Below are 22,562 nucleotides of genomic sequence, written 5' to 3' on the forward strand. Positions count from 1 at the left end.
AACCATGACCGGCACCGAAACCGACACCACCGGCTCCGAGGCGCTCCGGGCCGAGTACCTGCGCCGCGTCCTCGGCGGCGAGCTGCGCGGCCGCCACCGCGGCATCGGCAGGGCGGACCGGAGCGGGCCGCTGCGGCTGTCCGCCGGCCAGCGGCAGATGTGGTTCCTCAACCGGCTGGAGCCCGGCAGCCCCGAGTACCTCCTCCCGGTGGTGCTGCGGCTGCGCGGCGAACTCGACGTCACCGCGCTGGGCGCGGCCTGGCGCCGGCTGCACGACCGGCACGAGGTCCTGCGCACCCGCTACGCCCTGGACGGCCGGGAGCCGGTCCAGCTGGTCGACCCGACCGGGACCCCCGACCTGCCGGTCGACGACCTCGGCCACCTCCCCGCCGAGCAGCGCGAGGAGGCGGTGCGCGCCCACATCGCGCGCGAGTCGGAGCGGCCCTTCGACCTGGAGCAGGAGTGGCCGATCCGCGGCCGGCTGCTGCGCCGTGCCCCGGACGACCATGTGCTGATCATGGTCGCCCACCACATCGCCTGCGACGCCTGGTCCACCCGGCTGGTCGCCGAGGAGCTCGGCGAGGGCTACCGCCGCGCCGTCGCCGACCGGGCGGGGGCCAACGCGCCGGCCGACGCGGTGCCGGCCGTGCAGTACGCCGACTACGCCGCCTGGGAGAACTCCCGGCCCACCGAGGAGGCCCTGGCGTTCTGGCGCGAGCAGCTCGCCGACCTCGGCACGCTCGACCTGCCCACCGACCGCCGCCGACCGGCCGTCCGCGGTCACCGGGGCGACACCGCCCTCGGCCGCATACCGGTCGAACTCGCCGACCGCGTCCGCGCCTTGGCCCGGGCCCACGGCACCACCCCGTTCCCGGTGCTGCTCGCCGCCTTCCAGACCCTGCTCGCCCGCTGCACCGGCGGCACCGACATCCCGGTGGGCACCGTCACCAACCTGCGCACCAGGCCCGAACTCCAGGGCCTGATCGGCTACGGCATCAACACCCTGGTGCTGCGCGGCCGGCTGGACGGCGACCCGACCTTCGCCGAGCTGTTGCGGGCCACCAACCGGACGGTCCTGGACGCGTACGACCACCAAGGGGTGCCGTTCGCCTCCCTGGTCGCCGAGCTGGAGCCGGAGCGCGACCGCTCCCGCACCCCGCTCTTCCAGGTGTTCCTCACCCTGCGCGAGCAGGCGGTGACCGACTACCGGCTGCCCGGGCTGGCCACGGCTGAGGTCGAGCCGGCCCGGCCGCAGGCCCGGTTCGACCTCGCACTGGTCGCCGAGGAGGCCGCGGACGGCGCGTTCCCGCTGCGCCTGGAGTACGCCACCGAGCTGTTCGACCGGTCCACCGCCGAGCGGCTGCTGGCGCACTTCCTGCGGCTGCTGGACAGCGCCGCCGGCGCCCCGGACACCCCGCTGTCCGCGCTGGAGCTGCTCGACCCCACCGAGCGGGCCGAGCTGACCGCCCCGCCCGCGGACCGCGTCGACACGCCCCGCCCGCTGCACGAGCTCTTCGCCGAGCAGGCGGCACGCACCCCCGGGGCCGTCGCGGTGGTCAGCGGCGGGCACACCCTCGGCTACGCCGAACTCGACGCCGCCGCCGACCGCTTGGCCCGCCGACTGGCCGGGCTCGGGGTGGGCCCGGAGGACCTGGTCGCGGTCTGCCTGGACCGCGACGCCGAACTGCTGCCCGCCCTGCTCGGCGTGCTGAAGGCGGGCGGTGCGTACGTCCCGCTGGACCCTACGGTGCCGGACGCGCGGATCTCCTACGTGCTGGGCGACACCGGCGCCCGCGTCCTGATCACCCGACAGGCCCACGCCGAACGGCTGTCCGCCCTGCACGACGGCGAGCTGCTCGTCCTGGACGCGCCCGCGGAGGAGTCCGGCGAGCCCGCCGAGGCCGTGCTGCCGGCGGTCGACCCCGGTCAGCTCGCCTACGTCATCCACACCTCCGGCTCCACCGGCCGGCCCAAGGGCGTGGCGGTCACCCACCGCAACGTCGTCCGGCTGCTCGCCACGGCGCGCCGCCGGCTCGACTTCGGCCCCGAGGACGTGTGGTCGCTCTGCCACTCCTACGCCTTCGACGTCTCGGTCTTCGAGATGTGGGGCGCGCTGCTGCACGGCGGGCGCCTGGTGGTGGTGGACCCGGAGACCAACCGCGACCCGTCGGAACTGCTCGACCTGCTGCTCCGTGAGCGGGTCACCGTCCTCAGCCAGACCCCCTCCGCCTTCCGGGGCCTGGTCGCGGCGGCCGCGGCCGGCGATCCCCGGCCGGCGAGGCTCGCCCTGCGCGCGGTGGTCTTCGCGGGCGAGCGGCTCGACGTGCCGGACCTCGCGCCCTGGGTGGAGCGGTTCGGGCCGGCCGGGCCGCGCCTGGTGAACATGTACGGCATCACCGAGACCACCGTGCACGCCACCTACCGCGAGGTCGGCGGGGCGGACCTGTCCCCGCTGGCCGGGAACCCGATCGGCCGCCCGCTCGACGACCTCACCCTGCACCTGCTGGACGAGCACGGCCGGCCGGTGCCGACCGGTGCGCGCGGCGAGATCCACGTCGGCGGGGCCGGCGTGACCCGCGGCTACCTGGGCCGTCCGGCGCTGACCGCCGATCGCTTCGTCCCCGACCCGTACGGCCCGCCCGGCGCCCGCCGCTACCGCAGCGGCGACCTGGCCCGGCGCCTGCCGGACGGCAGCCTGGAGTTCCTCGGCCGGATCGACGACCAGGTGAAGGTGCGGGGCCACCGGGTGGAGCCGGGGGAGGTGGCGGTGGCGCTGGTGGCGCTGCCGTCGGTGCGGGAGGCCGCGGTGGTGGTGCACGAGGGCCGGCTGGTGGGGTACGCGGTGCCCTCGGGCGGGCGTCTGCCGGGTGCGGGGGAGTTGCGGGAGGAGTTGGCGCGTACGCTGCCGGACCACCTGGTGCCGTCGGTGTTCGTGGCGCTGGAGCGGTTGCCGCTGACCGCCAACGGCAAGCTCGACCGGCGCGCCCTGCCCGCCCCCGGGATCGAGCCCCACCAGGAGTACGTCGCCCCGGGCAACGCCGTCGAGGAGCGGGTCGCCGAGATCTGGGCCCAGGTGCTGGACCTGCCCAGGGTCGGGACGACGGAGAGCTTCTTCGACCTCGGCGGCGACTCGATCCGGGCCGTCGCGCTCTCCGGGGCGCTGCGCTCGGAGGGCTTCGACGCCCTGGTGCGCGACGTCTTCGAGGCCCGCACCGTGGCGGGCCTCGCCGCCCTGCTGGCCGACCGCCCCGCGCTGACGACCGCCCTGCCGGACCCGGCCGTCGAGCCGTACGAGCTGATCACGGAGGCCGACCGGGAGCGGCTGCCGGCCGGCCTCGCCGACGCCTACCCGATGACGATGGCCCAGATCGGCATGGCCGTCGACCTGCTCGCCGAGGACCGCCGCAGCAACTACCAGAACGTCGCCACCAGCCGGATCCGGGACGAGCGACCGTTCTCGCTCCCCGCGCTGCGCGCCGCGGCCCGGGTGGTGGTGGCGCGGCACGAGGTGCTGCGGACCTCCTTCAACCTGGAGTCGTACGCGGTGCCCTTGCAGTTGGTGCACGCCGAGGCGCTCGTTCCGGTGGTGGTGCGGGATCTGCGGGAGCTGTCCGGGGAGGAGTTCCAGGAGCGGCTGAGGGAGTTCCAGCGGGCCGAGCGGGCGGAGCTGTTCGACCTGTCGCACGCGCCGCTGCTGCGGCTGGCCGTGCACCTGGCCGAGGACGGCTGGTGGCTCTCCGTCACCGAGTTCCACGGGATCGTCGAGGGGTGGAGCTACCACTCCCTGGTGAAGGAACTGCTCGACTGCTACCGGGCCTTCGCGAGCGGCGCCGAGCCCGCCCCGTACCGGCGGCCCACGACCCGGTACGCCGACGCCGTCGCCGGGGAGCTGCGGGCGCTGGAGTCGGCGGAGGACCGCGGGTACTGGGCCGGGCACGTCGAGCGCTACCCGGCCTTCGCACTGCCCGCCCACTGGGGCGCGCCGGACCGGCCGGTCGAGGACTACTGGGAGTCGGTGCCCTTCGGCGACCTCGAAGAGGGCCTGCGTGCCCTGGCCGCCGCCGCCCGGGCCTCGTTCAAGAGCGTCCTGGTCGCCGCCCACGGCAAGGTGCTCAGCCTGCTCACCGACCAGGACCGTTTCAGCAGCGGGGTCGTCGTGCACACCCGGCCCGAGGCACCCGGCGCCGACAGGGTCTACGGCATGCACCTCAACACCCTGCCGTTCGGCTTCGAGCGGGGTACGCGGACCTGGCGCGAGCTGGTGAGCTCGGTGTTCGCGCGCGAGGTGGAGCTCTGGTCGCACCGGCGGTTCCCGATGCCCGAGGTGCAGCGGCTGGCCGGCGCCGGCCGCGTCGTCAACGTGCTGCTCAACCACGTCGACTTCGAGCGGTTGGAGAGCGAATCCGTCGACCTGGGCAGCGTGATGGCGCCCGGCACCACCGAGTTCGACCTCGCGGTGACCACCCTGTCGAAGCGCATCGGCCTCAAGACCAGCACCCGGGCGCTCTCGCGGGTGGATGCGGCTCGGGTGGCGGGGCTGTACCGGGCGGTGCTGGAGGCGATGGCGGCGGATGCGGAGGGTGATGCGGAGGCGGTGTTCCTGTCGGCGGGTGAGTCCGGTGCGGCCGTGGGTCTGCTTGGTGCCGCGGAGTTGACGGCGGGTCTGGTGGTGGAGCGGTTCGCCGGTTGGGTGGGGCGTTCGCCGGAGTCGGTGGCGGTGGTCTGCGGTGGGGTGTCCCTGAGTTTCGCGGAGTTGGACCGGCGGTCGACGGCGCTGGCGTGGCGGTTGCGTGGTCTGGGTGTCGGTGCGGAGTCGGTGGTGGGGGTGCTGTTGGGTCGTGGTGCGGACCTGGTGGTGTCGCTGTTGGCGGTGTGGAAGGCGGGTGGGGCGTACCTGCCGTTGGATCCGTCGGGTCCGGTGGAGCGTTCGGGGTGGATGCTGGCGGACGCGGGTGTGCGGGTGGTGTTGACCGGGCGGGGTCTGTCCGAGGGTCTGTCGGGGGTGGACCTGGTGTTCGTGGAGGACGGCGGGTCCGTGGCGGATCCGTCCGCCGAGCTGCCGTCGGTCGACCCCGATGGGCTCGCGTACGTGATCTACACCTCCGGTTCCACCGGCCGCCCCAAGGGGGTCCAGATCACCCACCGGGCCCTCGCCAACCACCTCGCCTGGGCGGTCACCGAGCTGGCCGAGCGCGGCACCGGTGGTGCGCCGCTGTTCTCCTCGCACGCCTTCGACCTGGTGGTCCCGAACCTCTGGGCGCCGCTCGCGAGCGGGCAGCGCCTCTGGCTCTGGCCGCAGGAGCGCGACCTCGCCGACCTCGGCGCCGACCTGTCGGCCGCGGGCCCGTTCTCCTTCGTCAAGCTCACCCCGGGCCACCTGGACCTGCTCACCCACCAGCTGACCGACGAGCAGCTCGCCGCACTCGCCGAGGTCCTGGTCGTCGCCGGCGAGGCCTTCCCCGGCCGGCTGGCGGACCGGACGACCGCCCTGCTCGGGCCCGGCCGGCTGATCAACGAGTACGGCCCCACCGAGGCGACCGTCGGGACGACCGTCCACCCCGTGCCGGACGGCCGGGGTGAGCGGGTGGTCCCGATCGGTGCGCCGTTGCCCGGTGTGGTGGTGCGGGTGCTGGACGCCGGGGCGCGTCCGGTGCCGTTGGGCACGGTCGGGGAGTTGTGCGTCGGTGGGGTCGGCGTGGCGCGGGGTTATCTGGGGCGGCCGGGCCTGACCGCCGAGCGTTTCGTCCCCGACCCGTTCGGCGGGCCGGGGGCCCGGCTCTACCGGACCGGCGACCGGGCCTGGATCCGGCCGGACGGCGTGGTCATGTACGCGGGCCGGATCGACGACCAGGTGAAGGTGCGGGGCCACCGGGTGGAGCCGGGGGAGGTGGCGGTGGCGCTGGTGGCGCTGCCGTCGGTGCGGGAGGCCGCGGTGGTGGTGCACGAGGGCCGGCTGGTGGGGTACGTGGTGCCCTCGGGCGGGCGTCTGCCGGGTGCGGGGGAGTTGCGGGAGGAGTTGGCGCGTACGTTGCCGGACCACCTGGTGCCGTCGGTGTTCGTGGCGCTGGAGCGGTTGCCGCTGACCGCCAACGGCAAGCTCGACCGGCGCGCCCTGCCCGCCCCCGACGCCGGGCTCCACGCGGAGTTCGTCGCGCCCGGCACGCCCACCGAGTACGCCCTCGCGCGTGTCTGGGCCCAGGTGCTGGACCTGCCCAGGGTCGGGACGACGGAGAGCTTCTTCGACCTCGGCGGCGACTCGATCCGGGCGGTGGCGGTGGCCGGCGCGCTGCGGGCGCAGGGCTTCGACGTCACGGTGCGCGACGTCTTCGCGGGCCGTACCGTGGCGGGCCTCACCGCCCTGCTGGAGGGACGCTCCGCCGTGGTGCCGGAGGCGGGTGTCGCCCCCTTCGCGCTGCTCGCCGAGGAGGACCGGGCCGCGCTGCCGCCGGGTCTGGCCGACGCGTACCCGGTCTCCCGGACCCAACTCGGCATGGTCGTCGAGATGCTCGCCGACGACGTCCTGCACCGCTACCACGGTGTGGCCTCCTTCCGGATCCGCGACGCCGAGCCGTTCCTCGCGGAGGCCTTCGAGGCCGCGGCCCGGGTGGTGGTGGCGCGGCACGAGGTGCTGCGGACCTCCTTCGACCTGGGGTCGTACACGGTGCCCTTGCAGTTGGTGCACGCCGAGGCGACGGTCCCGGTGGTGGTGCGGGATCTGCGGGAGCTGTCGGGGGAGGAGTTCCAGGAGCGGCTGCGGGAGTTCCAGCGGGCCGAGCGGGCGGAGCTGTTCGACCTGTCGCGCGCGCCGCTGCTGCGGCTGGCCGTGCACCGGGCCGAGGACGGCTGGTGGCTCACCATGGTCCGCTGCCACGCCATCACCGAGGGGTGGAGCAACTACAACCTCCTGATGGAGCTGCTCGGCTGCTACCGCGCCCTCGCGGCCGGCCGCGACCCGGAGCCGCCCCGGCCCGCCCAGGTCCGCTACGCCGACTTCGTCGCCGGGGAGCTGCGGGCGCTGGAGTCGGCGGAGGACCGCGGGTACTGGGCCGGGCAGGTCGAGCGCTACCCCGCCTTCGCCCTGCCGGCCCACTGGGCGCAGGCACCCGGCCGGCCGAGCGAGCGCTACCGCCTGCAGGTCTCGTTCCAGGACCTGGAGGCCGGCCTCCGGGCGCTCGCCGCCCGAGCCCGCGCCTCGCTCAAGAGCGTCCTGCTGGCCGCCCACCTCACCGTGCTCGGCCGGCTGACCGATCTGCCCTCGTTCTGCACCGGCCTGGTCTGCGACGCCCGGCCCGAGGCCGTCGGCGCCGACCGGGTGCCCGGCATGTACCTCAACACCTTGCCGTTCGGCTTCGAGCGGGGTGCGCGGACCTGGCGCGAGCTGGTGAGTTCGGTGTTCGCGCGCGAGGTGGAGCTGTGGCCGCACCGGCGGTTCCCGATGCCCGAGGTGCAGCGGCTGGCCGGCGGTGGACGCCTGCTCAACGCCTCGTTCAACTACCTCGACTTCCCCCAGGTCGACCGGAAGCTGGTCGACGTGGGCGCGGTCCTGGCCGACGGCAACACGGAGTTCGACCTCGCCGTCACCACCATCGCCGGCCATGTCGGCCTCAGCAGCAACACCGCCGTCCTCCCGCGGGTGGATGCGGCTCGGGTGGCGGGGTTGTACCGGGCGGTGCTGGAGGCGATGGCGGCGGATGCGGAGGGTGATGCGGAGGCGGTGTTCCTGCCGGCGGGTGAGTCCGGTGCGGCTGTGGGTCTGGTTGGTGCGGGGGAGTTGACGGCGGGTCTGGTGGTGGAGCGGTTCGCCGGTTGGGTGGGGCGTTCGCCGGAGTCGGTGGCGGTGGTCGGTGGCGGGGTGTCGCTGAGTTTCGCCGAGTTGGACCGGCGGTCGACGGCGTTGGCGTGGCGGTTGCGTGGTCTGGGTGTCGGTGCGGAGTCGGTGGTGGGGGTGCTGTTGGGTCGTGGTGCGGACCTGGTGGTGTCGTTGCTGGCGGTGTGGAAGGCGGGTGGGGCGTACCTGCCGTTGGATCCGTCGGGTCCGGTGGGGCGTTCGGGGTGGATGCTGGCGGACGCGGGTGTGCGGGTGGTGCTGACGGAGCGGGGTCTGTCCGAGGGTCTGTCCGGGGGTCTGTCGGGGGTGGACCTGGTGTTCGTGGAGGACGGCGGGTCCGTGGCGGATCCGTCCGCCGAGCTGCCGTCGGTCGATCCCGACGGGCTCGCGTACGTGATCTACACCTCCGGGTCCACCGGCCGCCCCAAGGGGGTCCAGATCACCCACCGGGCCCTCGCCAACCGCGTCGCCTGGGCGGTGGACCACCACGGCATCGGCCAGGCCGACCGGGTCCTGCTCAAGACCTCCATCGGCTTCGACGCCGCCGGCTGGGAGGTGTTCGCGCCGCTGGCCGGCGGCGGAACGCTCGTGCTCGCCCCCGACGGCGCCGAGCGCGACCCGGAGGCGGTGCTGCGCAGCGTCCTCACCCACCGGGTGACGGTCCTGCAGGCCGTCCCGTCGGTCTGGCACCTGCTGACCGAACTGCCGGACTGGCCGCGCTGCACCTCGCTGCGGCTGGTCTTCACGGCCGGCGAACCGCTCGGCGCGGCGCTGGCCGGGCGGCTGACCGCCCCGGGCGGCCGGGAGGTGTGGAACACCTACGGCCCCACCGAGTGCACCATCGACGCCACCGCCCAGTACCTCGCCGCCGATCGTCCGGCCGACCCGCCGCCGATCGGTGCGCCGTTGCCCGGTGTGGTGGTGCGGGTGCTGGACGCCGGGGCGCGTCCGGTGCCGTTGGGCACGGTCGGGGAGTTGTGCGTCGGCGGGGTCGGCGTGGCGCGGGGTTATCTGGGGCGGCCGGGGCTGACCGCCGAGCGTTTCGTCCCCGACCCGTTCGGCGGGCCGGGGGCCCGGCTCTACCGGACCGGCGACCGGGCCTGGATCCGGCCGGACGGCGTGGTCATGTACGCCGGCCGGATCGACGACCAGGTCAAGATCAACGGCGTCCGGGTGGAACCCGGCGAGGCCGCCGCCGCCCTGACGGCACTGCCCGCGGTGCGGGAGGCCGCCGTCGTCGTGCGCGACGGCCGGCTGATCGGGTACGCGGTGCCCCGCGACGGTGCGCCGCTGCGCTCCGCGCAGCTGCGTCGGGAGCTGGCCGCCAAGCTGCCGCCCAGCCTCGTTCCCGCCGTCGTGATACCGCTGGAACGTCTCCCGCTGACCGCCAACGGCAAGCTCGACCGGCGCGCCCTGCCCGCCCCCGAGCCGGTGCGGGACGAGGACTTCGTGCCGCCCCGGACACCCACCGAGCGGGCCCTGGCCGAGATCTACGGCCGGGTGCTGGGCCTCGACCGGGTGAGCGCCCGGGACGCGTTCTTCGAGCACGGCGGGGACTCCCTGCTGATCATCAAGGTCATCGCCGCGGCCACCCGCCAGGGCCTGCCGGTGACGCTCCGCATGCTCTACGAGTACGACACGCTGGCCGATCTCGCGGCGGCCGTGGACGCATTGACGGAAGGACAGGACATGACCGACCACCGCCCGCCCGCCCCGGCGCCCGGGCCCGTACGGGCCGCCGCCCCCGCGGCGGGGATCAGGATCGATGAGGACGCCCTGCTGGAGGTGATGGACCGCCACGGCGTCCCCGGGGTCGGCCTCGCGATCCTGCGCGACGGCGAGGTGGTGGCCCTGGAGGGTTACGGCGTCACCGCCGCCGACCGGCCGGAGCCGGTCACCGCGCGGACCCCCTTCCAGGTCGCCTCGGTCAGCAAGCACGTGACCCTGCTGGCCGTGCTGCAGCTGGTCGCCGACGGCACGCTGAACCTGGACGCCGACCTCAACCGCTACCTGCGGACCTGGCAGGTGCCCGACGGCGCGGTCGTCACGCTGCGGGAACTGCTCAGCCACCAGGCCGGTCTGAGCCACGTGCCGCCGACCAACTTCCTGCCCACCGAGACCATGCCGACCGTGCTGGAGGTGCTGACCGGCACCGGACCGGCGACCAATGAGCCGGTCCGGTGCCGGCACCCGGCCGGCACGGTCTTCCGGAAGACCAACATCAACTACTCCGTGCTGCAGCAACTGCTCGACGACGTCACGGGGCGGCCCTTCCCGGAGCTGATGCGGGAGACGGTGCTGGAGCCGCTGGAGATGACGGACAGCAGCTTCGACCAGGACTTCCCGCACCGGTCCGGGACCCCGGTGGCGATCGGGCACGACGTCCACGGCGAGCCGATCGCCGGTCGCTACCGGGTGCGCAACGAGGTGGCCGCCGGCGGCCTGTGGGCCAGCGCCGCCGACCTCACCAAGGTCGCCACGGAGATCCGCCGGGCCTACCGGGGCGAGCCCGGGAAGCTGCTGACCCGGCCGCTGGCCCAGCAGATGCTCACGGTCTGGCACCCGGGCAGCTTCTACGGCCTCGGCACCGTCATCGACAACAGCGCCGGAGACCTGGAGTTCGGCCACGGCGGCCGCACCGTCGGCTTCCGGGTGGGCACCTTCACCCGGATCGACAGCGGTGAGGGGCTGGTCGTCCTGACCAACTCCGAGTCGGGCAAGCAGGTCCACACCCACCTCGCCGACGCCGTCCGGCGCGCCGGCGGCGGGATCCTCGGCGGCGAGCTCACCAGGCTCTGGGCCCAGGCCCAGGACCTGCCGGTCGAGAGCCGCGAGGCCGGCACCGTCCGGGGCGGTACCGATGACTGACGCGCTGCTCAGGGTGGTGGGCCGGCGCCCGGACGACGCGGCGCACGCCGTCATGGTCCGGCTCGGCGGCCCGGCCGTCGAGGGCGGGACCTGGACGGCCGTCACCGGCACGGCCGACCCCGCCACCGGTGAACCGGCCGACATCGGGCACCGGTTCCGGATCGGCGGCCTCACCAAGACCTTCGTCGCCACGGTCGTGCTGCAACTCGCCGCCGAGGGCCGCCTCGGCCTCGACGACCCGGTCCGGCGCCACCTGCCGGGACTGCTGGAGCACCCGGTGACCGTCCGCCAGCTCCTCGACCACACCAGCGGCCTGGCCGACGAGAGCGACGTCCGGTACAACGACACCGCGTGGTTCCTGCGGCACCGGACGGACACCTTCACGCCCGAACAGCGCGTGGCCAAGGCACTGCGGCTGCCGCTGCTCCACCCGCCCGGCACCGGACAGCAGCTCGCCCGGGCCAACTACGACCTCGCGGGCCTGGTGATCGAGGCGGTCTGCGGCCACTCCTACCGCGAGGAGATCGAGACCCGGCTGCTGCGCCCGCTGGGACTGGCCGGGACCTCACTGCCGGGGACCGACCCGATCCTGTCCGGCCCGCACCTGCGGGGCTACGACGACGGCATCGACGTCACCGAACAGAACCCGTCCATCCACGGCGCGGCCGGCGAGATGGTCTCCACCCTGCCCGACCTGGAACGCTTCCTGACCGCCCTGGTCGGCGGCGAACTGCTGCCCGCCGAGGAGCAGCGGGTGCTGTTCCACGTCCCGCGGGTGCCGTACCTGAACGACCCCAGGCCGGCCTACGCGGCGGCCGGCCTGGACCACCTGGTGCTGCCCAACGGCGTCACGGTCTGGGGCATGGCCGGGGTCGTGCACGGCGCGATCACGGGCATGGTCACCACACGTGACCTCGGACGCTGCCTCACCTACGTGATCAGCCCGACCGTCCGCGGCACCATGCGGGTACCTCCGCTGGCCGTCCGACTGATCGAGGCGGCCTTCCCGGCATGACACCCGCCCGCTGCCCGGGCGCCCGGGCGTGCGCCTCCCGCCGACTTCCCGGAAGTGACCGGGGCCCGGTCGGCGGGCGGTAGATTCTCGATCATGGAGAGTCAGATACGGGGGACCCGGTCGCTGCGCCACCTGCTCGACCGCCTGGGCGCGGACGACCCGGCGTCGGTGCGCCCGCGCCGGGTGGTGGCGGGTGCGCTGGCCGGGGTGGCGGTGCTGCTGTTCGCATGGATCCTGGTGCTCGGCGCGACCGCGCCCGGGGAGGCCGAGGTGCCGAACTGGTCCACGGTGTGGGTCGGGTTGGACCTGCTCCAGTGCACCGGCCTGATCGCCACCGCGGTGCTGCTGGCCCGTCGCTCGCGGCTGGTCGCGCTGGCCGGTTCGGCGACCGCGACGCTGCTGCTGCTCGATGCCTGGTTCGATGTCATGAGTGCCGAGGACGCCGTCGACTGGTACGTGGCGCTGGCCATGGCCCTGCTGGTCGAACTGCCCGCGGCGGTGGGAATGGCGGTCCTGTCCAGGCGTGCGGTGGACTGGTGACGGCCCGGCTCCTGGAGCCTTGAGTTCCGCGTGCGGCCGCGTCCTCCCCGGGGGCGTCAGCCCCGGGGGTGGACGGCGGGCCCGGAGGGTCAGCTCCCGCCGTTCCACGACCGCCACAGGTCCGCGTACGGGCCGCCCGCGCCGACCAGCTCGTCATGGGTGCCCAGCTCGACGATGCGACCGGACTCCATGACGGCGACGCGGTCCGCGTCGTGCGCGGTCTGGAGCCGGTGGGCGATGGCTATGACGGTGCGGTCCGACCGGACGGCGGCCACGGCCCGCTCCGCCCGCCGGGCCGTCGTCGGGTCGAGCAGTGCGGTGGCCTCGTCCAGGATCAGGGTGTGCGGGTCCGCCAGGTGCACCCTGGCCAGGGTGAGCTGCTGCGCCTGGGCGGGCCCCAGCTCGACTCCGCCCGAGCCCAGCGGGGTGTCCAGCCCCTCCGGCAGTTCGGCCACCCAGTCCGCCTCCACCGCCCTCAGCGCCGCGAGGACGGCCTCGTCGTCGGCGTCGGGCGCGGCCATGGTCATGTTGTCGCGGAGGGTGCCCACGAACACGTGGTGCTGCTGGGTGATGAGGACGATGCGGTTGCCCAGGGCGCCGGCCGCGGCCAGGTCGGCGACGGGAACGCCGCCGACCAGGATGTGGCCGGTGTCCGGGGCGTCCATCCCGGCCAGCAGCTTGCCGAGGGTGGACTTGCCCGCTCCCGACCGGCCGACCACGGCCAGTCGTTCACCGGGGCGGACCCGCAGCTCCACGTCCTTGAGGACCTCGTGCCCGGGCAGGTAGGAGTATCCCGCGCCCTTGACCTCGATGAGGTCGTCCACCGGCACCGGCACCGGGGCGTCCGTCGTCTGCGACACCAGTCCGACCCCCTTGATGCGGGCGAACGAGGCGCCGCTGCGCTGCAGTTGTTCGACCCAGAAGAGCATCTGGTCGAGCGGGTCGACCAACTGCCACATGTACAGGCCGCCCGCCACCACGACGCCCAGCGGGACCGCCCCGTCGAGGTAGCCGATCCCGCCCACGAGCAGGACGAGCGCCATCGGCAGGGTGTGCGCGAACTCGGTGACCGGGAACAGCACCGTGCGCAGGGAGAGGGTGCGCATGGCGGCGCGGTAGGTGGTGTCGACGGCCCGGTCGAGGGCGCCGTCGCGCAGTTCGCCCAGCCCGTAGGCCTCGATGGTCCGGGCGCCGTGCGCGGTGGAGTCGAGGATCTCGGAGACCTCGCCGGACGCCGCTCCCTCCGCGAGGTAGGCGTCCCGGGAGCGCGCGAGGTACCAGCGGCTCACGCCCCACACGAGCGGCAGCCCCACCATCGAGCAGAGCCCGAGCAGCGGGTCGAGGAGGAAGACCGCGGCGAAGACGAACACGACCTGGACACCGGCGATGAAGATGTCCGGAGCCGCGTTCCGCAGCGTGGCCGCGACGGTCGAGACGTCCAGGGTGGCGCGGGTGACCAGGTCGCCGGTGCTCACCCCGTCCGCGATGCGCCCCGGCAGCGCGAGGGTGCGGTCGACGACCTCCTCGCGGAGCCGGGCGAGCGCGCGCTCGCCGAAGCGGTGGGAGAGGCCGCGCGCCCATCGCGTCAGCAGCAGTCGGGCCACCGAGAAGCCCAGGACCGCCGCGGCCAGTCCGTCGACACCGGAGACGGAGAGGTCACCGGACTCGACCCTGGTCACGATGCGGCCGAGGAGCCAGGGGCCGGCCGCGCCGGCGAGCGCGGCGAGGCAGGTCAGCAGCAGCATCCCGCAGACGGCGGCCGAGTCCTCCGTCATCAGCTGCCGGACGGCCCGGCGCACCGCCTTGGCGTCGGCGACCGGCAGGCGCGGCGTCTCGTCGGACCGGCTCATCGGGACTGTCCTTCCACGAGCTGCGCCCCGGCGGCCCCGGCGGGGACTTCGGCGCCGCCGCGGAACACCAGGGCCGCGTAGCCCGGCTGGCCGGCGAGGAGCTCTCCGTGCGTGCCGGTCGCCCGCACCTTCCCGTTCACCAGGTAGGCGACTTCGTCGGCCCGGCCGAGCAGGAGCGGTGACGTGCTGACGACGAGGGTGGTCCGCCCGCGCCGGTGCGCCGCCACCCGGGCGGCAACGGTGGCCTCCGTGTGCGCGTCCAGTGCGGACGTCGGCTCCACGAGCAGGAGCACCGCCGGATCCGCGAGCAGGGCCCGGGACAGCTGAAGCCGCTGGCGCTGTCCCCCCGAGACGTTGCGGGCCCGGTTCTCCAGGCGGGTGTCGAGCCCGTCGGGGAGCGCATCGACGATGTCGTCCGCGGCGGCGGCGTGCAGCGCCCGCCGGATGTCCTCGTCGGAGCGGCCGGTACCGCCGGCGACGACGGAACGCAGGGGCCCGGCGAACAGGTAGGCGTCGTTGTCCGCGAGCAGGATGTGCCGCCGGAGTGCCGCGCGGTCCCAGCCGGACAGCCTGAGGTCTCCCCAGGAGGCCTCGGAGTCCGTGTAGCCGGCCAACCGGTCCACCACGGCTCGGGACTCGTCCGGACGGGCCCCGACCAGGGCCGTCACCTTCCCCGGTGCCACCACCAGACCGGATTCGGGGTCGTGCAGTCGGCCGGGGGCGGCCGGGGGGTCGAGCCGGGTCCGGTGCTCCTCGGCGGCCGGGGCGAGCGCCAGGACGGCGGTCACCCTCCGTGCGGAGACCAGCCCGCGGGGCAGGTCGTCCGCCCCTTCGATGAAGAACGAGACGGGTGCCAGCAGAGCGGCGACGTACCCGTAGACCGCCACCAGCTCACCCACGGTGATGGCCCCACCGGCCGCCATCCGCGCGCCGATCCACGTCACCACGGCGAGGAAGAGCACGGGCAGGCAGGCGGTGAGCGCCTGGACCCAGCTGGTGATGGCGGCGACGCGGTATCCGAGGGGGACCAGAGCCCGGGAGCGCTCCCGGTACCGGCCGGCGAACAGGGGCTTGCCGCCGATCCCGTTGAGCACGCCCAGGCCGGCCGCCATGTCACCGGCGAGGGCGGTCAGCGCACCCTGGTCCTCCCGGTAGCGGCCCTCGGCGCCGTGCAGCTTCCCCAGCAGCGGGCCGACGGTCAGGGCCAGGGCCGGGACGCCGAGCAGGACCACCACGGCGATGACGACCGAGATCCGGACCAGCAGGACGGCGGTCGCGGCATACGCGACGACCGCGCCCACACCCGGTCCGGTGATGGTCAGGGTCTGGGCGATCCTGCCGATGTCACCGGCCTGGAGGTGCGCGAGCTCACCCGCGGACACCCGGCGGGGCAGTGCCGACCCCAGCCGGGTGACGTGGCGCGTGACGACCTGGACCGTCCGGTAGGCCGCGTCCACCCGGACCCGCGTCATGGTGCGGTGCCGCAGGATGCCGAGGATCGCGATCGCGGCCCCGGTGACGACCACGGCTGCGATCCACCGGAGCAGCGCCCCGGTGTCCCGCGCCTTGAGCCCCTCGTCGATCGTCTTCGACAGCAGGTACGGCGGCAGCATGAGCGCGCACATCCACGCCGTGCCCCACAGGGCGCCGAGCAGCACCCGCCGGTACTGACGGATCGTCAGCCACCACAGGAAGCGCAGCGGGCTACGGTGGTCCGGCAGCCCCGGGAACTCGTAGGGGACCCGGCGCGTGCCTTCGGGCAGGTCTGGTCCGTGCATCATCTCGGCCGTCCTTGCCTGGGATCGAGAGGTGCCGGCGACCGATTCGGCCGCGGCACTCCACGCACCGGACACAAGAAACGCCATACGGCCGAAGGGGCCATATGGCGTGAAGTCGCAAGGCACCGACGTGGAACCATGTTCTTGGCGTGTCCGGATATTGTCAATGGCCGCCCCGGTGACCGGTGTCGGTGCGGGTGCGTTCGACCCGCGGAATGCGGCTGCCCTTTCGCGCGCGGCGGTGCGCGTCCGCCGGGCGGGAATTCCCGCAATGCGCCTGCGGCGTCCGCCTTTTCGCAGCCGGGAAACTCATGGCGATCCCAGGAGCCGCGACGAGTTCGCGGATCGGATATCGCTGGTGACCGACGGGTTTCCCCCGGTCCGCCTCGGGTGGTGCGGGGAGGGCGGGAGCGGGTCCGTTCACGGGGACTGAGTCGAAGTCGGCCGGTGATCCGCCGAATCCCTGGGGGAAGCCGGCGTCGCCACCTTGCGCACGACTGCGGGTCGAGGGGAATCATCACCCGGGGATCGGTGATGCGTTCGCGGCATTCGTGGCGGAGGGGACTGCGCTCACGGCGCTCCCGGGCCGGTGGTTCAGACCATGAGGCGCCTTGCGCCGCCGGTCTGCCAAGATGGCCGCGTACCTCTCTCCTCGTGCTCTCGGCAGCGCCGGCCTGTGCGGAAACCTCCGGATGCGGTGGACGTCAACGACCCGGTGAGGGTGACACCGAGGAGGCGAACCCCCCTGGCACCTGCGACGGAGTGGACCACGGTGCGGCGATGACCACTGAAGCGGAACCGGTCGAACACAAGGACCGGTGGGTCCTGAACCTCCGAGGCACGGGAGTCGCCGGAATCCGCACCGGATTCCGGCTGACGCTCGCTCTGCACGCGGGGTGGGACGTCGTGCTGGAAGCCCCCGCCCGGCTCTCGCCGGGGCCGCTGGACGGCAGTCCCGGCCCGCGTCCGTTCGCCGGGGCCCGGGATCTGGTCGCGGCGCTGTCCGGGGCGACCGTCCTGTCGGCGGTCGCGTTCAAGTCCGGGGCCCTGCGGATGGTGTTCGACAGCGGTGCGCGGCTGACGTGTTCGGCCGACACGTCGCTGGAGGCCTGGCAGATCGCAGGACCACGAGGATGGCGGTTCGTCTCGCTGCCCGGCGGGGGGCTGGCCGTCTGGACCCGGTCCGGAACGGGAGCGCGTTCGCGCAGCCGGGCCGCGGGGCACTGAGAACCCGCCGGCGGTGACCGGCACCGCCGGGCCACAACTCCGCGCTCCGGCCGCCGTTCCCGTACCCGCCCGCCCGCCCGCCCGCATGCACGCACGCACGCGTACGACGGCCGGCGGGCCGCTGCGACCGCGGCGGTGGCGACGGGAGGAGGCCGGCCCCATGGGAGCGAACGACCAATTCGCCTGAGCGCGAATGGAGTTCACCAGCGAAGCCGGCCGAGATCGCCAGGTCGGCGTCCGTGATCCGGGCTTGTTCCCACGGCAGAACGGGAACTCCGGCCGGGGCGAGGAGTCCGGCCGGGCCGGGAATTCCGCAATTCCCGGCCCGGCCGTCGAGGCCGACTCCGACCGGAATCGTTGCGCCGGACTCCCGGCGCCGGCGCCCTTCGGCCTACTTCGACTCGACCCGTCCGAGCGGGTCGGGGTCGGTCGCCAGCGCCTCGCACGCCGACCGCCAGGCCCCGTCCCCGGGGTGGAGCGCGCTGCGGAGGTAGGCGCAGGTGAGTCGCTGCACCACGGACACCCGCGCGGGGTCCTCGTCCGTGGTCTCGGCGACGTCGTAGCCGGAGATCCCGCCGAGCCCGTGCTCCCCGCCGAACAGGGTGAGCAGGGACTTGGGGCCGGGGGAGAGGGTGTACGGATCGGCGTGCCACTGCGGGCCCCGGACCGTCAGATGGGTGGAGTCGTCCTGGTCGCCGGCGACCACGAGCGTGGGCGTCGTCATCCCGGAGAAGTCCGGGGTCAGGAGGAAGGGGTAGTTCTCCGCCACGAACCCGGTGAGGGAGTCGCCGCCCCGGCCGGGTGCGGCGAGCAGGACGCCCGCCTTGATCCGGGGCTCGGCCAGGTCCGCCTCCGAGCCGTCCTCGGGATCGGTGAGCCGGGCGCCCAGCAGCAGGCTCGCGGTGTGCCCGCCCATCGAGTGTCCGGCGACGGCGACCCGGCTGTGGTCCAGCCGCCCGAGGAGCTGCGGGACGGCGGCCTCGATCGCGTCGAGCCGGTCGAGGACGTGCCGCATGTCCTCGGCGCGGGAGCGCCAGTACATCGGCGCCCCGGGGGTGTCGGGGTCGAGCGTCAGCGTCGTCGAGCTCAGATGGGTGGGCTGGATGACGACGAAGCCGTGCGCCGCCCAGAAGTTGACCAGGGGGGCGTAGCCGTTCAGCGAGGAGAGGTGGTTCGAGTGGCCCTGGCCGTGCGACAGGAGGACGACCGGCAGGTCGCTCCCGGTCACGGGCGCGGAGACCCGTACCTGGAGGTCGACGGCCCGGCCGGGCACCGGCAGGACGACCGGGGCGACCGAGAGGACGGGGGCGGGCGGGCCGAAGGTGTCGGCCGGGTGGGTCGATGCAGTCATGATGCGCAGGTCCCTTCACTGGCCTCTGCGGCCGGCCTCGTGGGGCCGGCGGCGGGGGAGGCGGTCAGGAGTGGCCGGTTTCCGATAGGCTGAAACCGGAACCTCGTTCCACTTACTATACGGAACAGCGTTCCGTTTGGTCAACGGTCGTCGGAAGGAGAGCGTGGTGCCCACTGCAGGCCAGCCCGAGGAGGTACCGGCCCGGGGCAAGCGGGCCGATGCGCAGCGCAATCGGGAGACGCTGCTCGCCGCCGCCGCCGAGGTCTTCGTCGCCTCCGGCGTCGATGCGCCGATCCGTGAGATCGCGGCCAGGGCGGGTGTCGGGCTGGGGACGATCTACCGCCACTTCCCGACCCGGGCGGATCTGGTCGTCGCCGTCTACCGCCACCAGGTCGAGGCGTGCGCCGAGGCCGGTCCGAGCCTGCTCGCGGGCACCGACTCCCCGTTCACCGCGCTCCGCCGCTGGGTCGACCTCTTCGTCGACTTCCTGGTGACGAAGCACGGGCTCGCCAACGCGCTGCAGTCGGACAGCGGCGGCTTCGAGGCGCTGCACGCCTACTTCCTCGACCGCCTGGTGCCGGTCTGCGCGCAGCTGCTCGACGCCGCGGTCGAAGCGGGCGAGATCAGGCCCGGCACCCAGGCGTACGAGCTGATGCGCGGCATCGGCAACCTCTGCATCGGGCGTGACGGCGACCCGCGGTACGACCCCCGCCGGCTGGTCGACCTGCTCCTGCGGGGCCTGCGGGAGCCGCGGGCGACCTGAGCCGGGCGGCGCGTCCGCGGGCGGCCGCCGCGGCCGGGTCCTAGCGGGACGCGGTGCGCAGCGCGGCGGCGAGAGCGCGAGGCCGCCTGGACCACCTGGTCGGTCACCTACTTCACCCTCGGCCTCGCCCAGGAGGAGCAGGCGGCCGGGCGTCAGCCGCTCGGCGACCGTCTGGCGGACGCCGTCTCGGAGGCCGCCCACCCCGCTCTCCGGCGCGTCCTCGGCCACCTGGACCCCGGCTCCTTCGACGAGCGCTTCGAGTACGGCCTGACCGCGATCCTCCGGCGGCAATGACCGCGGGCGCGGTGGCGCCGGCCGGCCGCCGGGTTCGCGGGCGGGCGCCCGGTGGGCCGTCAACCGGTGCTTCGGGTAAGGACGGTGGCCCGGCCGCCACGGTCGGGGGTGGGCTGCCGGTGCCCCGGTCGGGGCGGTCGCGGCGGCCCGCCCCTTGCTGTTCGCCCGCTCGCCGACTGTTTGTTACCCCCGGGTATTGGCTCGCGCCGTTGACTGGAGTACGTTCTCGCCGAGGTAGCAGTACCGGCTCCGGTTTCAAGGGGCGTCCGGGGGGTCGCGCCTGACGCCCCCTCCCGGGCGCCGGGTCCGGCCGTGCGGGGTGCCCCGCCGCGCGGTCCCGGCCCGGGGTGTCTCCTGACGGCCGGAGGTCGCCCCGGTCCTCCGGCGGCGGCTCTTGCCGGGACGCGACCTGGCATGCCCTTGACACTCTGGGCACGGCCTGCGGCGGAGCCGGCGGGAGGCGGAACGCCGCTCGGGAGGGCCTGCCGTCGGTGCCCTGCCGCCACGCACGGCCCGTCGTCGCGGCCGACTCCGCCAACCACCCCCACCAGCACGTCGACTGACGAACCCTCGGACGAAAGGCCACGTTCCCGATATGAGCATCAAGGCACGGCTCGTTGCCGCAGCAGCCCTGACCGCCGCGATCACCGCCGGTCTCGCCACCCCCGCGGTCGCGGCCCCGGTGGCGCCGAAGGCCCCGGTGGCTCCGGTACAGGCGCCGGCCGCCGCTGCCGCCGCGAGCAGCGGCACGGTGACCGAGGCCCAGTGGCTGGCCGACGTCAGCGCCGCGATCGCGCCGGCCCGCGCGTACGTCGAGCAGCGCACGGCCGAGCCGGCCAACGAGAAGCGCGCGATCGTGTTCGACATCGACAACACGACGCTCGCGACGCACTTCCACCCGTTCGCGATGTCGGGCATCGCCCCGGTGGTGGAGCTGGCGCAGTACGCCCGCACGCGTGGCGTCGCGATCATCTTCGTCACCGCGAGAGTGGACTTCATCGACGCGATCAGCCGGCACAGCCTGACCGCGGCCGGCTACACCGTGGACGAGCTGCACGGGCGTGACCTGTGCGACCTCTTCAAGCCGGTCCAGCGGTACAAGACGGACGAGCGGATCGAGGTCGAGAACGAGGGCTACACGATCATCGCCAGCGTCGGCAACAACTGGACCGACCTGGACGGCGGCCACGCCGAGCGGACGTTCAAGCTGCCGGACTACAACGGTCTGCTCTCCTGACCCACCCCGTCGGGGCGGCCCGTGCCGCCCGGGGCCGCCCTGCGCGCCGGGCCCGGGCGGCACGGACGCACCGCGGGTACGGGCGGTACGGACGCTCCGCGGGTACGGCGGGGGCGGCAGAGACAAGTGAACCCCCGGACCGGAGTCCGGGGGTTCCATCGGTGGGCCTAACAGGACTTGAACCTGTGGCCTCTTCCTTATCAGGGAAGCGCTCTAACCGTCTGAGCTATAGGCCCGCGTCGATGTTGCCCGCCAACATTACCACCGCCGACACCGCGCCCGTGCCCACGAGCCGGGGCGCCCCCCCGGAGCCCCGCCCCACCGGTCCGGGTCGGGCCCCCGGGGTGCGGCGTCACCGGTCGGCGAGCGGGGCCAGCGCGCCGGGGTAGAGGTACTCCCGCGAGGGGATGGTCGTCCCGTGGGCCCAGGCGTCGAAGAAGCCCTTGAGGTCCGTGCCCGACATCCTCGCCGCCAGCGCCTCGAACTGCGGGAACGAGGCGTTGCCGTAGGCGTGGTCGCGGGTCCAGCGCCGGAGCGTGTCGAAGAAGGTGGCGTCGCCGACGGTCCTCCGCAGCGCGTGGAGCATCAGTGAGCCCTTGTAGTAGAGGGCGGGGTCGAGCTCCTTGCCCTGGCCGGGGTCGTAGAGCCGGGTGGACCAGTACGACGGCTTGTCCCGGTTCTCCTTCACCAGGCCGGCGTAGACGGCGTCGCTGTCGCTGCCCTTGTGCTCCTCCCACAACTGGTTGGCGTACTGGGCGAAGCACTCGGCGATGCAGCCGTCGCGCCAGTCGGTGAAGGACACGCTGTCGCCGAACCACTGGTGGGCGACCTCGTGGACGAGCGCGGAGTCGTAGAGGCCGCCGGTGATGGTGGGCCGGCTCTGCGTCTCCAGGGAGAGCGCGCGGCGCCCGGGCTCCGGGGGCCAGCCGACCACGACGGCGCCGGCCGAGGAGAACGGGTACGGGCCGAACGTCGAGGTCAGGAAGGAGAGGATCCTCAGCTGCTCGGCCTCCGCCGCCGGGTCGATCTCGACGTCCGGGCTGTACGCCGTGATGACGGGCGTGCCGCCGGGCAGCTCCGAGCGGTGGACGGTGAACCTGTCGATGGCGACCGTACTCGCGTAGGTGACCATCGGCCGGTCCTCGTGCCAGCGGAAGGTCGTCCTGCCGTCCTCCCGGGTGGTCGGCCCGGGCAGGCCGTTGCCGACGGCCGTCCAGCCGTCCGGGACGGTCGCGGTGAGGGCGAAGGTGGCCTTGTCGGAGGGGTGGTCGTTGGCCGGGTACCAGGAGGTCGCGGAGTGCGGCTGGCCCGCCGCGTGCGCGCCGCCGCCGGTCAGCGGGCGCCAGCCCTCGGGATCGGGCCGGCCGGCGTACGTCACCCGGACGTCGAAGGTGCTGCCCCGGGCCACCCGGCGGGCGGGCTCGACGTCCAGCTTGTGCGTGCCGGAGCGCGAGAACGACTTCGCCGGTGCGCCGTTCACCGTGACGGCGGCGACCTCGAAGCCCTTCAGGTCCAGCGAGAAGCGGTCCAGGGCCCGGACGGCCCGGGCGGTGACGGTCGTGTCGCCGTCGAGGTGGTCGGTGCGGGCGGGGTCGTAGGCGATCCGGACGTCGTAGTGCGCCACGTCGTAGCCGGAGTTGCCGTCCTCGGGGAAGTACGGGTCCCCGATGCCGCCGGCGGCCGAGGCGGGAACGGCCGTCAGGAAGACGCCGAGGACGGCGGCGACGGCCGGCACGGTGGTGGTCGGGCGGCGGCGGTTCACAGGTCCGCGCATGGTCTGGCTCCTGGGGTCGGGTGCGGTGCTCGGCGGT

General features: G+C 74.2%; 10 protein-coding genes and 1 tRNA gene. 6 read left to right on the forward strand and 5 right to left on the reverse strand.

Annotated elements, in window-relative coordinates:
* The first annotated feature begins 4 nt into the window (after window positions 1–4).
* From ACWDRR_RS29875 to ACWDRR_RS29885, 3 genes are all read left to right on the forward strand, one after another.
* Window positions 5–10,696, forward strand: a complete 10,692-nt coding sequence (locus ACWDRR_RS29875; RefSeq protein ID WP_449775354.1) for an amino acid adenylation domain-containing protein — start codon at window positions 5–7, stop codon at window positions 10,694–10,696.
* On the forward strand, window positions 10,689–11,711 hold the full coding sequence (locus ACWDRR_RS29880) for a serine hydrolase domain-containing protein (protein WP_449775355.1): 1,023 nt from the start codon (window positions 10,689–10,691) through the stop codon (window positions 11,709–11,711). Before ACWDRR_RS29875 ends, ACWDRR_RS29880 begins: the two co-directional genes overlap by 8 nt.
* 93 nt (window positions 11,712–11,804) lie before the next feature.
* Window positions 11,805–12,251, forward strand: coding sequence for a hypothetical protein (locus ACWDRR_RS29885; RefSeq protein ID WP_449775356.1), 447 nt, complete (start codon window positions 11,805–11,807; stop codon window positions 12,249–12,251).
* 89 nt (window positions 12,252–12,340) lie between these two features.
* Here the strand turns inward: ACWDRR_RS29885 and ACWDRR_RS29890 are convergent, their stop codons facing one another.
* Both ACWDRR_RS29890 and ACWDRR_RS29895 read right to left on the reverse strand, forming a co-directional pair.
* Window positions 12,341–14,101, reverse strand: a complete 1,761-nt coding sequence (locus tag ACWDRR_RS29890; RefSeq protein ID WP_449775357.1) for an ABC transporter ATP-binding protein — start codon at window positions 14,099–14,101, stop codon at window positions 12,341–12,343.
* Entirely contained in the window at window positions 14,098–15,882 is a 1,785-nt protein-coding gene (locus ACWDRR_RS29895) for an ABC transporter ATP-binding protein (RefSeq protein WP_449775358.1), read from the reverse strand. The genes ACWDRR_RS29890 and ACWDRR_RS29895 overlap by 4 nt, the downstream gene beginning before the upstream one ends.
* A gap of 777 nt (window positions 15,883–16,659) precedes the next feature.
* Between ACWDRR_RS29895 and ACWDRR_RS29900 the strand changes: the two genes are divergently transcribed.
* Window positions 16,660–17,106, forward strand: coding sequence for a DUF6188 family protein (locus tag ACWDRR_RS29900; RefSeq protein ID WP_449775359.1), 447 nt, complete (start codon window positions 16,660–16,662; stop codon window positions 17,104–17,106).
* A 391-nt stretch (window positions 17,107–17,497) separates the two neighbouring features.
* On the opposite strand, the gene ACWDRR_RS29905 is transcribed toward ACWDRR_RS29900, so the two are convergent.
* Window positions 17,498–18,457 carry an alpha/beta hydrolase family protein gene (locus tag ACWDRR_RS29905; protein ID WP_449775360.1) on the reverse strand — a complete coding sequence of 320 codons (960 nt, stop codon included), beginning with the start codon at window positions 18,455–18,457 and terminating at the stop codon, window positions 17,498–17,500.
* A gap of 166 nt (window positions 18,458–18,623) precedes the next feature.
* Here ACWDRR_RS29905 and ACWDRR_RS29910 point away from each other — a divergent pair, with 166 nt between their 5' ends.
* Entirely contained in the window at window positions 18,624–19,220 is a 597-nt protein-coding gene (locus ACWDRR_RS29910; RefSeq protein ID WP_449775361.1) for a TetR/AcrR family transcriptional regulator, read from the forward strand.
* Window positions 19,221–20,109: 889 nt separating this feature from the next.
* A complete protein-coding gene (locus ACWDRR_RS29915; RefSeq protein WP_449775362.1) occupies window positions 20,110–20,751 on the forward strand; it encodes an HAD family acid phosphatase in 642 nt (213 codons plus the stop codon).
* Between the two features lie 162 nt (window positions 20,752–20,913).
* Here the strand turns inward: ACWDRR_RS29915 and ACWDRR_RS29920 are convergent.
* Both ACWDRR_RS29920 and ACWDRR_RS29925 read right to left on the reverse strand, forming a co-directional pair.
* Window positions 20,914–20,987 (reverse strand) — tRNA-Ile (locus tag ACWDRR_RS29920).
* A gap of 116 nt (window positions 20,988–21,103) precedes the next feature.
* Window positions 21,104–22,525: a M1 family metallopeptidase gene (locus ACWDRR_RS29925; protein WP_449775363.1), complete on the reverse strand. Its 1,422-nt coding sequence runs from the start codon at window positions 22,523–22,525 to the stop codon at window positions 21,104–21,106.
* Window positions 22,526–22,562: the final 37 nt, after the last annotated feature.

Source organism: Kitasatospora sp. NPDC003701 (assembly GCF_053587085.1).

Excerpts from the sequence above, each read along its gene's own strand:
- ACWDRR_RS29880 (WP_449775355.1), top strand. The coding sequence starts at position 10,689 with ATGACTGACGCGCTGCTCAGGGTGGTGGGCCGGCGCCCGGACGACGCG.
- ACWDRR_RS29885 (WP_449775356.1), top strand. The coding sequence starts at position 11,805 with ATGGAGAGTCAGATACGGGGGACCCGGTCGCTGCGCCACCTGCTCGAC.
- ACWDRR_RS29900 (WP_449775359.1), top strand. The coding sequence starts at position 16,660 with ATGACCACTGAAGCGGAACCGGTCGAACACAAGGACCGGTGGGTCCTG.
- ACWDRR_RS29915 (WP_449775362.1), top strand. The coding sequence starts at position 20,110 with ATGAGCATCAAGGCACGGCTCGTTGCCGCAGCAGCCCTGACCGCCGCG.
- ACWDRR_RS29890 (WP_449775357.1), bottom strand. The coding sequence starts at position 14,101 with ATGAGCCGGTCCGACGAGACGCCGCGCCTGCCGGTCGCCGACGCCAAG.
- ACWDRR_RS29925 (WP_449775363.1), bottom strand. The coding sequence starts at position 22,525 with ATGCGCGGACCTGTGAACCGCCGCCGCCCGACCACCACCGTGCCGGCC.
- ACWDRR_RS29895 (WP_449775358.1), bottom strand. The coding sequence starts at position 15,882 with ATGATGCACGGACCAGACCTGCCCGAAGGCACGCGCCGGGTCCCCTAC.
- ACWDRR_RS29875 (WP_449775354.1), top strand. The coding sequence starts at position 5 with ATGACCGGCACCGAAACCGACACCACCGGCTCCGAGGCGCTCCGGGCC.
- ACWDRR_RS29905 (WP_449775360.1), bottom strand. The coding sequence starts at position 18,457 with ATGACTGCATCGACCCACCCGGCCGACACCTTCGGCCCGCCCGCCCCC.